This window comes from Helicobacter bizzozeronii, assembly GCF_900196775.1.
GTDB classification, from domain to species: Bacteria; Campylobacterota; Campylobacteria; order Campylobacterales; family Helicobacteraceae; genus Helicobacter; species Helicobacter bizzozeronii.
The window spans coordinates 1-12,901 of record NZ_FZLB01000042.1 but is presented as its reverse complement, the minus strand read 5'-3'; the positions used below and the strand labels follow the sequence as shown (position 1 = coordinate 12,901).

Sequence of the window (12,901 nt, the reverse complement as noted above, 5' to 3'; positions counted from 1 at the left end):
TCACCTCCTTTCTTAGAGAAACCTTTAAGACTTCGTTGTCTAAAGGCAGGCTCAAGGCTCTCTTGCTTAGGTGTTAGAGGATTCTCACCTTTCAAATTTTCCATTTTTTAGCTTTTTGGTCTCTGCCTTATTTGTCTAAGGTGCTTTTCAATAGTTTTAAACATGTCTTGACAATTAGTGCAAAAATAGCTAGAATGATCGCCCATACAGACTCGGCTGGCTCGGTGTCGTTTTGGATACGGACACCCTAGCTCCCGAGTCCTTGAGATCTTTTGTTTGGGGCTTTTTTAATGCAAAACGAAACAGATTCTCAGTTTTTTGATGTTCACTTACCCAAAAAGACAGCTGTTTTGGTGGATTTAAGTTTTTTTCTTAAGGTGCGCTACTCTAAACTACAAGATTACCCCCAGCCTGCCGAATTAGCCGAAGAGATTAGGAAATATGTTCTTAAGACATTAGGCACTTCTAAAGATTACCTTTTTCGTGTCTTTGTCTATGATTGCGAGCCTGTCAGTGGGAGAACGCAGCAACCAATAAGCAAAAAACAATTATCTCTAGATCAAGATGATGTGGCACAATACCGCACAGAACTTCTCAAGATGCTCAAACAAAAGCCCTATTTTAGCGTGAGACTAGGGCGACTTCATCTTGATAAACGCAATAAATGGGTGTTAAACCCCGAAGTCTTAAAAAAACTTTTATCTGGAAAAAAATCCGTAAAAGACTTGAAGGATGAGGATTTTCAGCTCAACCTGCGCCAAAAAATGGTGGATATGAAAATTGGTTTAGACATCGCTTCTTTAGCCATTAAAAAACAGGCAGAGAAAGTTGTTTTGATCACCAATGATAGCGACTTTGTCCCTGCTATTAAATTCGCTAAACAAGAGGGTATGATTGTCCAGCTCGATCCTTTAAGACAGGATGTTGCCGAAGATTTATCCCCACACATCGATCTCTTGCGCTCGGTATCCACTCAAGATCAGGGGCAATAGAGAAACCCTTTTGGACTTCGTTGTCTTAGAGCAGGCTCAAGACTCTCTTGCTTAGGTGTTGAAGATGTTTAAATCCCCTTTATTGATTTTTTGTTAAAATAGCCCTTATTTTTGATTTAGAGGTTTTGCTATGGGACAAAAAGAGTTGTTGCAAGAATTTGTGTGTCTTAAAGAGAAAAACGAAAGATACATGGGTAATTCCAATGATCATGCTGGGTATTTTAACCCTCTTAAGCCGCGATGGGATTTATGGTTAGAAAACTTAAATCTCAACTACACGACCTATATTAGTTTTTGGGAGAACAGCCAGCCTACGATCTGCTTTGGACGCAGGGATATTTTAGGCGATAACTATGTTAATGGTCCTATTTTCAAAAAGCAACATGGGGTTTATATTTGGCTAGGTTGCCAATGGAAAAGACGCACTTTTGGGTTGCGTATCGGCTGCTCTAACAACTATAGCAACGCTTCTAAACAAGAATGCACAGCTTTAGATAAGTTATTCACTTTAAGAAAAGAGACTTACGAGAGCAAATACGAAAAGACATACCCCACCCTAGAGCAACTCCAAGAAAACTTTCTCTACGACTTTATAGAGTTAGTAAAGGTGTTTAACGCAGTGCCAAGAGAGGATTTTTTGCTCAAGGATAGTGTGTATCTCAAGGGATGCAAAGTTTAATCTATTATCAAAACAAATATGCTAAGGGGCATGAACAACGAGAAAAACGCCCCCACTTTATCATTTATGAAGGTAAAGATTTTTTCCTAGCCTTTCCACAAACAACACAGAATAAACAAAATAAAGAATACCCTTCGCATAAAAATTACATTATAAATGATCATGGGAAATTGATTGAAGTGATGATCGATCAACTGCAAATCATCCCAAAAGCATAGGTCTTGGAGAACAATACGATGGAAACGGGGCTTAGTGCTGGGTTGAGCAAAATATCTATTGCTAAACCCGTATGGGCGCATAGAAAACCCCTTGTTGATCATTTTTTAGACCAAGTGATTTTGCAAAGTGAATCCTATGCGAGCAAGGATATAAGACAAATCACTTTTGGGGATATTATCAAACTACACAATAAAAACCCCTTATTACGCCCTTACAATACTTTCATTGTGCTCTCTTGTGCTAAGTTCCATCTTTCTAGCATGTGTCTAGTCGCTCCTTATAAAGACGAATCTATCATTTTTGAGTTATTGCATTGCATTGATTTTCAGAAACGAGAATTTGAGCTTTTAGACAATGCCAAAGATCGTTTAGATATTGGAAATTTACGCGAGAAAATTAGATTATCCTTAGAGATTGGAGAACCTCCAAGAGAGCTTGATGCAACTAGCCGGCTGGCTTAGTGTCGTGTTGGTATAAGCACCCAAGATTCCGGGTCGTTTCAATTTTTCGGTGTTTATTTGCCTAAAAAATAATCACTTTAGCGGATTTGATTTTTTAAGGTCTGCTACCCCATCCCCAAATCGCCCTGCACCCACCAATTTAACTAAAGCTGTAGGACTTGGGCGATGAGGATTTTGAACCAGCCAAAAAGGGGTGGATATGAAAATGGGTTTGGACATCGCTTTCAAGATAGCGTGTTGCCAAAAAAAAGCTTTTTTGTTAGAATGCCTACTTTTAAAAACCCTATAGGACTACATGATGGATTTTCTGTTAATTTTTCTGATCCATCTTTTTGCATTATTGCTCCCCGGTCCTGACTTTTTTATTGTGAGCGCGTATGCCTTAAAGGCAGATTTTAAAAGGGCGTTTTTAGTGGTTTGTGGCATTTCTTTAGCTGTTTTTATTTGGATCATTTTATCATTGGGTGGGTTAAAACTCATGTTTGAAACTTTTCCCTTAATGAAGACCTTATTAACCTTGTTGGGTATCTTTTATTTATCATACCTGGCTTTCTTGCTCCTAAAAAATTTAAAACAAAAAGAAAATTTTGGGAATTTGGGCTATACAGACAAGCCTTTTATTAGAGGTTTTATCACAAATCTGAGCAATGTCAAGGCGTTATTTTATTTTGGTAGTATTTTTTCAAGCCTAAATTTCTCTTACAATTTTTTCCATCTCAGCTTGCTTGTTGTGCTTCTAGTTGTAGAAAGCTTTTGCTATTTTCTTGGTGTGGCACTCTTATTTTCAAATCCCAAGATGAAAAATTTATACACCAAGCATTGTAAAAAGATAGACCTTGTCTGTGCTCTAATTTTTATTGGGTTTGTTGTGTATATTGCCATTAATCTTGTAAGGGGTGCATGATCGCCTCAAGCAATGATCTTGCCCACCAACATGCCCTCCTCGTAGGCAGAACAGATCGCCTTGTAGTGCCCGGGAGTTGTATTTTCTACCAAACTCTCATTAATGAGGATTTCCCCATCAATTTCTAATCCCCAGCGTTTGTCCCGTGCTTTTAAAAAAAGTCCATCTTCGCTTAAGCCCTCTACAATCACATCAATAGGCTTGTTTAAGAGATTTTGCATGGAGGCTTGCACTTGTTTTTGCACGCAAGCATTGATTCTATTTAGGCGTTGGTTGATCACACTCTCAGGCACACGCTCCATTTTGTGCGCACGCGTGTTTTCCTCAGGGCTAAAGGCAAAGAGATTGATGCGATCAAAGCTAAAACCCTCTAAAAACTCTTGCAAGATCGCTATGTCCTCCTCGCTTTCCCCGGGGTGCCCCAGTAGTAAAGTCGTGCGTAAAAAACTATCTGGTAGGGCTTTCATGCGCTCTAAAAGCTGGATATGGGTTTGTGTGTTGGAGTTGCGGCGCATGGTTTTGAGCATGTGATCTGAGATGTGCTGGATGGGCATATCAAAATAATTGACAAAAATAGGCGAGTTAGCGATCGTGTCGATGAGTTTGGGCGTGGTGGAAGTGGGGTAGAGGTAGAAAATGCGTGCGCTTTTGAGGGCTTGTTGTTGATCGATCGCCTCAATGAGTCCCACTAAGCCCTCTTTCACGCCTTGATCGCTTAGATAAGAGCTAGAATCTTGGGCGATGAAACTAATATCGCTAAAGCCCTGCTTGGCTAGATTTTCCACCTCTTTTAAAATCTGATCGATGCTCTTGCTTTGCAAACGCCCCTTAAAGCTAGGGATCGCACAAAAACTGCAATTTTGGTTGCACCCCTCAGAGAGTTTCACATAGGCATGCACCTTAGAGCCGATGATGGTGCGTTGGTGGCTGGCGTTGGCTAAAAAGATGGGGGCTGAAAATGCGCTTTTTTTGGTGGCGATGAGTTCATCGATGCGATCATAATCCCCCACACCCGTAAAAATGTCGATCTCAGGCAACTCGGCTTGTAGCTCCTCTTTGTAGCGTTGGCTCAAACACCCGCTAGCCACCACCAGCGCGCCCTCTTTGCGTGCCTTGATCGCCTCTAGCAAGACCTGCACGCTCTCTTGCTTGGCTGAGTGGATAAACCCACAGGTATTCACAATGATAACATCAGCTTGGCTGCAATCTTGGGTGAGCTCATAGGCAGAGAGTTTGCCTAACATCACCTCGCTATCCACCAAGTTTTTAGAACAGCCCAAAGACACCAAATAAAGTTTAGGGCGCACGCAATCCCCCTAAATCCACCTCCCAAAAAAAATCAATCCAGCATTTAGCCTCTTTGAGCGCAAAATCCGCCTTAAAACGCGCGCTTTTTTGGGCAAAAAGAGTCGCGCTTTTAAAGGTAACTTGTGGGTATTGTTGTTTCAAGACTCTTAGGACACCTAAAAAGCTCTTCCCGCTATCTATGATCTCATCGACCACTAATACTTGCTGGTGTTGGGGATTTAAATGGGGGATATTGCTAATTTCTAGAGTGCCTTGTGTGCGATCGCTGCTATAGGAACTGGCATTGATGGCATAAACCTCTTTGATATTCCAATACAGCCCCAAAAAATGCGCTAAGGTCATCCCCCCACGCAAGATTGCGATGATGGCTTGGGGTTTAAAATCTTGCTCGACTTGCTGGGCTAGGGCTAACACATCTTGCTTAAAATCTGCATAGCTATAATACTGGCGCATGCCTCCCCCTAGTAGTAATGTTGCATAAATGTCCGCACCGCCACGCCCTCAAAACTGGATTTCAAGCCCAAGTCTAGCAAAGTTTGCTCTAAGGCATTGAGCACCCATGCGATCTCATAGACTTCCACTAAGCCCATGTGGTTAATCCGCAAGAGCACATCTTTTAAATGATCCTGCCCGCCAGCCACGATCACGCCGTATTTTTTAAGGTGTTTGCGAATCTGTGTGGCCTGCTCGTGGTAAATGGTGCTCATGCTAAATGCCGGGGCTTTAGGGTAGATTTGCAAGCCCAGAGCTTCTAGGGCTTGGTGGCTGGCTTGTGCACGTTTTTTAGTGTCTGCAAAAAGAACATCTAGCCCGCCTAATTCTGCCACGCATTCAAAATAGGCTTTTAGGGCGATGATGTGGCTAATGCCCGCTGTAAAGGCGGTGGTGTTTTTTTGCTGGTTGGCTAATTCAGCGTGCAAATTAAAATAATAACCCTTGGGGGTGAGTTTTTGGATTGCCAGTGGGCTTAAGCCCAAGATTCCTAGCCCTACGGGTGCCATGAATGCCTTTTGACTCCCCCCAATCAAAACATCGACATGGGCAACATCTAGGGGCTCCACACCTAGGGCAGTGATCGCATCTACAATCACCAATAAATTAGGGTTGTGCTCTTTGGCTACTTTGGCAATGCCTTCAAAATCCAAACGCAAACCTCCCGAAGAATCGCATGCCTGCAAGGCGAGCACCTCTAGGCTAGGGTGTGCTTGCAAAAAGGCTAGCACCTCTTGGGGGCTAATGGGGCTATCCCATGCGCTCTTGATTTCTAGGGCGTTGAGCTGGTGGGCTTGGGCGATTTTAAAAAAACGCTCGCCAAACTTGCCATTGTTGAGCACCAAGAGTTTAGGCTCTTGGGTGCGTGCCTCTACAAAATGGCACAGGACCGCCTCCATAGCACCCGTGCCGCTACACACTAAAGTTAAAACCTCGGCCATGCCCGTCATCTGCTTTAAATGCGCGCGCACACCCGCAAAAATGCTTTCAAATTCAGGGGTGCGGTGGTGGGGGACAGGCTGGCTTAAAACCCGTGCGATTTTGGGGTGGATGGGGGTGGGTCCGGGGGTGAATAATAAGGGTTGTAAGATTGGCATTTTTTTCTCCTAAAGGGCGAGTATAACACAAAGAGCCTTACGATTTTTCTAGTTGGTGGTATAATAAACCATCTCACAAAAGGGGCATGCGTTGGGTATTTTGAAAAAATGGGTCGTTGTTTTTTTAACTTGCTACACACTCCATGCGCTCTCCTCCATCCACACGATCGAAGAAGCCATCCACCAAATGGCAATTTATCAAGCCAGTGTGCGTAAAAACATCTCCCTATTTAACGAGAAACTCAACAGCATCGCACGCCATTTACGCTTGGATAATCAAGAAGATCATTTTAGAGAGATGGCGATTATCAATGGCGTTGTCAAGCAAAATGCCTCTTTGTTCCAGGTGTTGCAAGATTACTACAGCAATACCCTACTTTTTGATTACTTGGGGGGTATCTTGCAAGGTTACATCGCCATCGCCCAAGATGTCCAAAGAAGCACCCAACTAACCCCCCTCATCCCCCTGATCCAAGAGATCATCGGGCAACTCCAAGTGATGGCGATGTTGGAGGCACAGATCACGCAATTAATCGAGGAGTGATCGCCACTTATGCTACAATAGCTCCATCAATTTTGAAGGGTGAATATGGGTTTTACAGACTTTTTAAAGAATTTGAAAAAAACACGGGTGCAATCCTCCGAACAGGACATGCCCAGCCATTGGATCAAATGCCCCAAGTGCAATGCGTTGATGTATTACAAAGAGGTTTTTTCTAAAAACCATGTGTGTTTGAAATGCCATTACCATTTCCGCATGGGCGCACAAGATCGGCTAGAATTTTTATGCGATCCGCAAAGTTTTATCGAATTTGACCAAGACTTAAGACCAGTCGATCCGCTTAACTTCGTGGATAAAGAGAGTTACAAGCAACGGGTGAAAAAATACCAAGCCAAAACAGGTCGCCCTAGTGCGGTCATCAGCGGGCAGGGCGCCATCAATGGCATTGGCATGCAGATTGTGATCTTTGATTTTGCTTTCATGGGGGGGTCATTAGGCTCTGTGGAGGGGGAAAAAATCGTGCGGGCAATCCAGCGCGCAGTCAGCAACTCCCAAGCCCTCTTGATTGTGAGTGCCAGCGGGGGGGCTAGGATGCAAGAATCCACCTATTCGCTCATGCAGATGGCTAAGACCAGTGCCGCACTCAACCATCTAGCAGAGGCTAAATTGCCCTTTATCTCCTTGCTCACCGATCCCACCTTTGGGGGCGTGAGCGCATCTTTTGCTTTCTTGGGCGATCTCATCATTGCCGAGCCCGGGGCGATGGTGGGTTTTGCCGGCGCACGGGTGATTAAACAGACCATCGGGGCGGAGTTGCCCCAGGGTTTCCAAAGTGCCGAGTTTCTCTTAGAACATGGCTTGATTGACATGATTATCCACAGAAAGGATTTGAAAAAAACCATTAGCGATCTGGTGGGCATGCTAACTGAAAACCGATGACCTGCACCCTCTATGCCATCGCCAAAAAAGACCCCCAGATCACGGCGTTACTAGCCCACCAACAACGCCAATGCCAGCAATTCAACGCCACGCTAGAGATTGTCGATCTCTTGCCCGCTAATCTGCACAACAGCACGCCCCAAAACGCCCAAGCCCTTTATACCAAAACCCTAAGCCCCTATCTTAAGCCTAACGCCCTATGTGTGGCTATGCACCCTGCAGGCAAGCTGTGCAATAGCCAAGAGTTTAGCCAAATCCTAGCCAAGCAACCCCGTGTGCATTTTTTTATCGCGGGTGCATACGGCTTTGCCCCTGATTTTTTGAATCGCTGTTTAGCTCTCTCTTTGAGCCCCCTGACTTTTAGCCACCAGATCGCCAAATTAGTTTTATGCGAGCAGATTTTCCGCGCTTTGAGCCTTTTAAACCACCACCCTTACCATAAGTGAGTTAGCTACTTTAGGGTATAATAGACACAGCATACAAAAAAAGGAAACCCATGAAATTGCGTTACTATGGCTCTTTTACGATTTTATTTGTTTTGGCACTGGGGTGGTGTGTCTATAACATTAGCCCGGGCAGTTTTGCCTTAACTTGGAACAAGCACGCCATCCACCTCCCCATCGCGCTTTGGGTGGTGTTGGTGGTGTTGGTGTTTTTTGTGTGTTCTTTGTTCTTTGTGCTGGCTAATTATGTGGGCACTTGCTGGGCACGCTACCAAGAAGGGCGTGATTTTGAAAAGATCGCCCGCCAAATCATCGACCAAGAGAGCAAGCACACCTTTAGCAAGGAAAATTACTATAGCCCCTTGTTTGACAAGCTCTCTGCCATTTTGGGGCGTTTTTCTTTGCAAGCCGATTTGAACACGCCCAAAAGTGGGCATGAAAAGGTGGATCAACTTTTTGGGATTTACCAAAGTATCGAGCAAAAGCAGGAAGTGGAGATGAAAAAGTTTGAGTTTTGTGCCCAAAACCCTTTTTATCTCCAAAATATCCGCAACAAAATCACGCAAGATTTAAAATACGCCTATGAGGTGATCAAAAAGGATCAATTTAGCCTAGAGCTTAAACGCGATGCGCTTGTGGAGATCATTAAAAAAGGCACGCCTAAAGAAATCTCTAAGGTGTTGAAGCAGACGCAAAATTTGTTGGATAAATCCGTTTTGCAAGTCCTTTTAGATGCCTTTTGGCAACAAAAAGTCGCCCTAGATCGCGCCGAGGTCGTGGGCTTTTGCACGGCGGTGGGTTATAGCAAACAAGAGTATTTTAAAATGGCTTTGGATTCTAAAGCCTTTTTATCCCCTGATGATTGGTTTAAATTCTTTGAGCTTTTGGCAGAAAAAGACGAGCTAGCCGAAAAGGGGTTTTTGTATGTTTTGCTGGATTTGGAGATGATCGAGCAGGTCAAAGAACGCCTAAGCACCCACCCCAAAGATGAGTTTTTGATCATCCAAGCGTATTTGGACCTTAAAAAGATGGACAAAAATTATCCGCTGGAAGTGTTTTTATGTTAGAATAGTTCTCACTTTAATTTGTTAGGAGGATTCATGCAAGAGGTTTTAGAGAAGTTAGAACAAGAAGTCAAAAGTGCTAAGCGGGCATGCCGTTTGGGCAAGAGTGTGTTAGAGGAGGGGCTAGATGCGGGGGCTGAGGCTAAGGACTTGCATGTCAAATTTAGCGCATTAGTCGGAGCTTTGACTCATCTAAGCCAAGCCCTAGAGAGCCACTATGCCAGCTTAGAGGACGATACAGAGTTAGAAAAAGTGTTGATTTTGTTTAAACGCCTGAGAGCTAAAATCAACACGCCTCTAGCCAGTCTAGAGTAGGTCAGCACCGCTAAGGAGGTTTTGGACTCCTTGGCAAGTTTGGAAAAAAGTGTTTTTGATTTGGAAGGCGTGCTAATGGCTCTAAAAGAGCATCCCGCTTTAAGTGCCCCCACCAAAGCTACGCCTAAAATGGCTAAAAAATATTGCCCCCAAAGCAAGGAGGAGTTGAAAAAATTAGTCGCTGATGAGAGCGTGCATTTAGGGGAGATTGATATTAGCCAAATCACGGATTTGAGTTTTGTGTTTTCGCATGCAAGCGGAGAGGGGAGGGGATATGATGATGATCAAGTTGAGTCTTTCACCCGTCAAAACTTTGAAGGCTTAGAAACTTGGGACACCTCTCATGTTACTAACATGAAAGCCATGTTTTACAAAGCCATCCATTTTAACCATGACATCTCAAGTTGGGATGTGTCTAAAGTAGAGGACATGGAGGCAATGTTTAGGTTGTGTGAAAACTTTAACCAGCCCTTGAATAATTGGAATGTGTCTAGGGTGGAACACATGTTCAGTTTGTTTTCAGGTTGTCAAAATTTTAACCAGCCCTTGAATAATTGGGATGTGTCTAGGGTGCAAGATATGGTGATGATGTTTTATAGATGCGCCAGCTTTAACCAACCTTTAGATCGTTGGGATGTTTCTAGTGTAACGCGCATGGATTGCATGTTTTCAGGGTGTAAAAATTTTAACGCACCCTTGAATGGCTGGAATGCATCTAGGGTAGAGGAAATGTGGGGTATGTTTAGCAATTGCAAGAATTTTAACCAACCCCTAGATCGTTGGGATGTCTCTAGAGTAACAAACATGCATGCCATGTTTAGCGGTTGTGAAAATTTTAATGGGGCGTTGGATGGTTGGGATGTGTCTAGCGTGGAAAAGATGGAAAACATGTTTGATGGTTGTGAAAACTTTAACCAGCCTTTGAATAGCTGGGATGTGTCCAATGTCAAAAACATGAAAGGCGTATTTGAAGGTTGTCATAGCTTTAACCAACCTTTAGACAACTGGGATGTCTCTAATGTAGAGACTATGGAGGCGATGTTTAAAATGGGCTATCGTGAAGATGCTCGTTTCGACCAGCCTTTGAACGATTGGGATGTGTCCAATGTCAAAAATATGAAGAGCATGTTTGAGAATTGCCAAAACTTCGATCAACCCTTAGATAATTGGGATGTTTCTAGGGTGGAGGAAATGTGGGGTATGTTTAGCCATTGTGAGTCTTTTAACCAGCCCCTAAAGAATTGGGATGTCTCCAGTGTTAAAGACATGTTTTGCATGTTTGATGGTTGCAAGCGTTTTAATCAGCCCTTGAATGACTGGGACACTTCTAGCGTGGAAAACATGGGTTGTATGTTTAGGGATTGCTCTAGCTTCAACCAACCCTTAGATAATTGGGACACTTCAAATGTAGCAAAAATGGGACAAATGTTTAGCGGTTGTAGCCGTTTTAACCAAAATATCGATCGCTGGAGAATCTCTAAGGTGAGAGAGGCACATTCAATGTTTTCTGGCTGTGATAGCCTAGCTAGACGGCCCCGCTGGTATCCAGACTGAGGTGGTGGCATGTTTGCCTTGCATGCGTAACTCTGTGCTATAGTGCCCCATTCTAGTTTAAAAGGATTGTGATGAACAAGGTTTTAGAAAAATTAGAGGAGTTGTTAAGCCAGATCAAACATGCCGGAGCTAAAAAAATCAACATACCCCCCAGTGTCTCTGAGGGGTTAAAAAAGGGGGTTACCAAGTTGGAGGAAGTGCTAACCACCCTTAAAAACCACGCTTTGGGCGAGAACCCAGCTGTGCCGCATGCTAAAAAATATGCCCCCCAGAGCAAGGAGGAGCTGAAAAAATTGGTCGCCGATGAGAATGTCCATTTGGGCGAGATTGATATTAGCAAGGTTACGGATTTGAGTTTTGTGTTTTCGCATGCCACATCCCATGGGGATCAAGCCCCCGCCTTTATGCGCAAGGATTTTGAGGGGCTAGAAAACTGGGATGTATCGCATGTAAGCAACATGGAGGGCATGTTTTACCGTGCGATTCTGTTTAACCATGACATTTCTAGCTGGGATGTATCAAAGGTGGAGAAGATGAATGGCATGTTTAAAAAGTGCGCAATCTTTAACCAGCCCTTGAATAGCTGGAATGTGTCTAGCGTTACAGATATGGGGCACATGTTTTATGGTTGCGAGGATTTTAACCAACCCTTAGATAAGTGGGATGTATCTAATGTCCATCATGGCTTAGAGGGCATGTTTAAAGGTTGTGCCAGTCTCAAGCACTGCCCGGCTTGGTATCAAGGCAAGCTGGAGCAATAGCCAAAATAAATGTGCCCTTGAACCCCCACTACAACAAAGTAGGGCTTGGGGGGTTAAGCTTTATTATGTTAGCATGGGAGCTTATCACACCAAATAGCGGTTAAAAATGGCACAACCTAGAACTTTCTACTTTTTATTCTCTCTAGCCATTATTGGCATCATGGCTTTACCAGTGGGGATTGCTAATTTGATCTTGGGCTTTATTTATCACGATTCGCCCTGTATCCAGTGTTGGGCGGAACGCCAAAGCATGGTTTATATCGCTCTGGCAGGTTTATTTATCGTGCGTTATGGGATCAAACCCAAATACCTAGCCATTTTAATTTTAATCACAGCAGGGGGGCTTTACCAAAGCTTTTACCACATGGGCAACCATGCCCTAGAGGATGTCGGGCAAGGGTTTGCCCTCTCTATTTTGGGACTACACACGCAATTTTGGGCTGAGTTTGTGTTTTGGATGGTGGCGTTGATCTTGGGGGCTTTATTGCTCTTTGCACCCGATTTTAGCCTTTTGAGCCAAGAGGGGGGGCTTTATCTTTACGGGCAACGCTTGCCCTACCGCAAGTTGAGTCGTGCCAATCTGTGGGCTTTTGCGATCTTTAGCGTGGTGGTGTTCTCTAACATGGTGCAGGCGTTTATCTCCACGGGTCCTTTCCCCTACTTGGGGCATGGCGATCCGATTCGCTTTTCTTGGCATTTGCATGAAAATATTTGGAGCACGGCTAACTGGAAGCACATGGGCTTTCCTAGATTACTCAGTAAAAGGATGGTGGATGCGCCCATCTTGGCTAATGACAAGCACAACTGGGATCGCCATTACCAAAACGCCCCGCTAGTGATTAATAAACATTTGACCTTGCTAGAGAGCAAACCTAGCACCTTGCCCTTTAACGCGCCCATTAGCGATCTCAATTTCCTAGCCACTCAAGAGTCCCCACCCCCCCCATCTGATCCCCCCCAACCTTTAACATCTAGCCCCTCTAGCCCCACCCTTGCCATGCCTGCTAATCCTCTTGGCAATACACAAGAGACTGATGGGTGCGCCCCAGCACTCAAACCCGCCCCCTTTAGCTTTTCGCCCGATACCTTTGCCGGACACAATGCGATCCTCAAAAACGCTTTTTTGGTGAGCACCCAAAAAGAGGGGCTTTATATTGTCGATCAAGATTTA

General features: G+C 44.1%; 15 protein-coding genes. 12 read left to right on the top strand and 3 right to left on the bottom strand.

Going from position 1 to position 12,901, the window contains the following annotated elements; all coding sequences use genetic code 11:
• Window positions 1–290: 290 nt before the first annotated feature.
• From C5684_RS05715 to C5684_RS05700, 4 genes are all read left to right on the top strand, one after another.
• Window positions 291–992, top strand: a complete 702-nt coding sequence (locus tag C5684_RS05715) for an NYN domain-containing protein (RefSeq protein ID WP_050801611.1) — start codon at window positions 291–293, stop codon at window positions 990–992.
• 130 nt (window positions 993–1,122) lie between these two features.
• Window positions 1,123–1,671 carry a hypothetical protein gene (locus tag C5684_RS05710; RefSeq protein ID WP_013890920.1) on the top strand — a complete coding sequence of 183 codons (549 nt, stop codon included), beginning with the start codon at window positions 1,123–1,125 and terminating at the stop codon, window positions 1,669–1,671.
• Between the two features lie 221 nt (window positions 1,672–1,892).
• Complete coding sequence (locus tag C5684_RS09515; protein WP_324761468.1) at window positions 1,893–2,351, top strand: hypothetical protein; 459 nt, start codon at window positions 1,893–1,895, stop codon at window positions 2,349–2,351.
• A gap of 295 nt (window positions 2,352–2,646) precedes the next feature.
• Window positions 2,647–3,255, top strand: a complete 609-nt coding sequence (locus C5684_RS05700; protein WP_233707990.1) for a LysE family transporter — start codon at window positions 2,647–2,649, stop codon at window positions 3,253–3,255.
• A gap of 5 nt (window positions 3,256–3,260) precedes the next feature.
• On the opposite strand, the gene rimO is transcribed toward C5684_RS05700, so the two are convergent.
• Genes rimO through C5684_RS05685 form a run of 3 tightly spaced genes read right to left on the bottom strand, consistent with a single transcriptional unit; the run spans window position 3,261 to window position 6,152 of the window.
• Window positions 3,261–4,562: a 30S ribosomal protein S12 methylthiotransferase RimO gene (gene rimO / locus C5684_RS05695; RefSeq protein ID WP_013890924.1), complete on the bottom strand. Its 1,302-nt coding sequence runs from the start codon at window positions 4,560–4,562 to the stop codon at window positions 3,261–3,263.
• Window positions 4,552–5,016, bottom strand: a complete 465-nt coding sequence (locus C5684_RS05690; protein ID WP_104638535.1) for a phosphoribosyltransferase — start codon at window positions 5,014–5,016, stop codon at window positions 4,552–4,554. Before C5684_RS05690 ends, rimO begins: the two co-directional genes overlap by 11 nt.
• An 8-nt stretch (window positions 5,017–5,024) precedes the next feature.
• The gene (locus C5684_RS05685; RefSeq protein ID WP_104639694.1) at window positions 5,025–6,152 is read right to left on the bottom strand and encodes a pyridoxal-phosphate-dependent aminotransferase family protein; all 1,128 of its coding nucleotides are present in this window, start codon (window positions 6,150–6,152) and stop codon (window positions 5,025–5,027) included.
• A 91-nt stretch (window positions 6,153–6,243) separates the two neighbouring features.
• On the opposite strand from C5684_RS05685, the gene C5684_RS05680 reads away from it, so the two are divergent.
• The 8 genes from C5684_RS05680 to C5684_RS05645 form a co-directional block, all read left to right on the top strand.
• Window positions 6,244–6,696: a hypothetical protein gene (locus tag C5684_RS05680; protein ID WP_104638912.1), complete on the top strand. Its 453-nt coding sequence runs from the start codon at window positions 6,244–6,246 to the stop codon at window positions 6,694–6,696.
• Window positions 6,697–6,741: 45 nt separating this feature from the next.
• Entirely contained in the window at window positions 6,742–7,593 is an 852-nt protein-coding gene (accD, locus tag C5684_RS05675; protein ID WP_104639693.1) for an acetyl-CoA carboxylase, carboxyltransferase subunit beta, read from the top strand.
• Window positions 7,590–8,039, top strand: coding sequence for a 23S rRNA (pseudouridine(1915)-N(3))-methyltransferase RlmH (locus C5684_RS05670; RefSeq protein ID WP_013890931.1), 450 nt, complete (start codon window positions 7,590–7,592; stop codon window positions 8,037–8,039). The genes accD and C5684_RS05670 overlap by 4 nt, the downstream gene beginning before the upstream one ends.
• Before the next feature lie 50 nt (window positions 8,040–8,089).
• Window positions 8,090–9,103: a hypothetical protein gene (locus C5684_RS05665; RefSeq protein WP_013890932.1), complete on the top strand. Its 1,014-nt coding sequence runs from the start codon at window positions 8,090–8,092 to the stop codon at window positions 9,101–9,103.
• A gap of 33 nt (window positions 9,104–9,136) precedes the next feature.
• Window positions 9,137–9,415 carry a hypothetical protein gene (locus C5684_RS09510; protein WP_233708671.1) on the top strand — a complete coding sequence of 93 codons (279 nt, stop codon included), beginning with the start codon at window positions 9,137–9,139 and terminating at the stop codon, window positions 9,413–9,415.
• Between the two features lie 75 nt (window positions 9,416–9,490).
• Complete coding sequence (locus C5684_RS09315; RefSeq protein WP_233708670.1) at window positions 9,491–10,969, top strand: BspA family leucine-rich repeat surface protein; 1,479 nt, start codon at window positions 9,491–9,493, stop codon at window positions 10,967–10,969.
• 71 nt (window positions 10,970–11,040) lie between these two features.
• Complete coding sequence (locus C5684_RS05650) at window positions 11,041–11,730, top strand: BspA family leucine-rich repeat surface protein (RefSeq protein WP_013890936.1); 690 nt, start codon at window positions 11,041–11,043, stop codon at window positions 11,728–11,730.
• Between the two features lie 106 nt (window positions 11,731–11,836).
• Window positions 11,837–12,901 (top strand): disulfide bond formation protein B (locus tag C5684_RS05645; protein WP_158650191.1); only part of this gene is annotated, 1,065 nt, incomplete at its 3' end.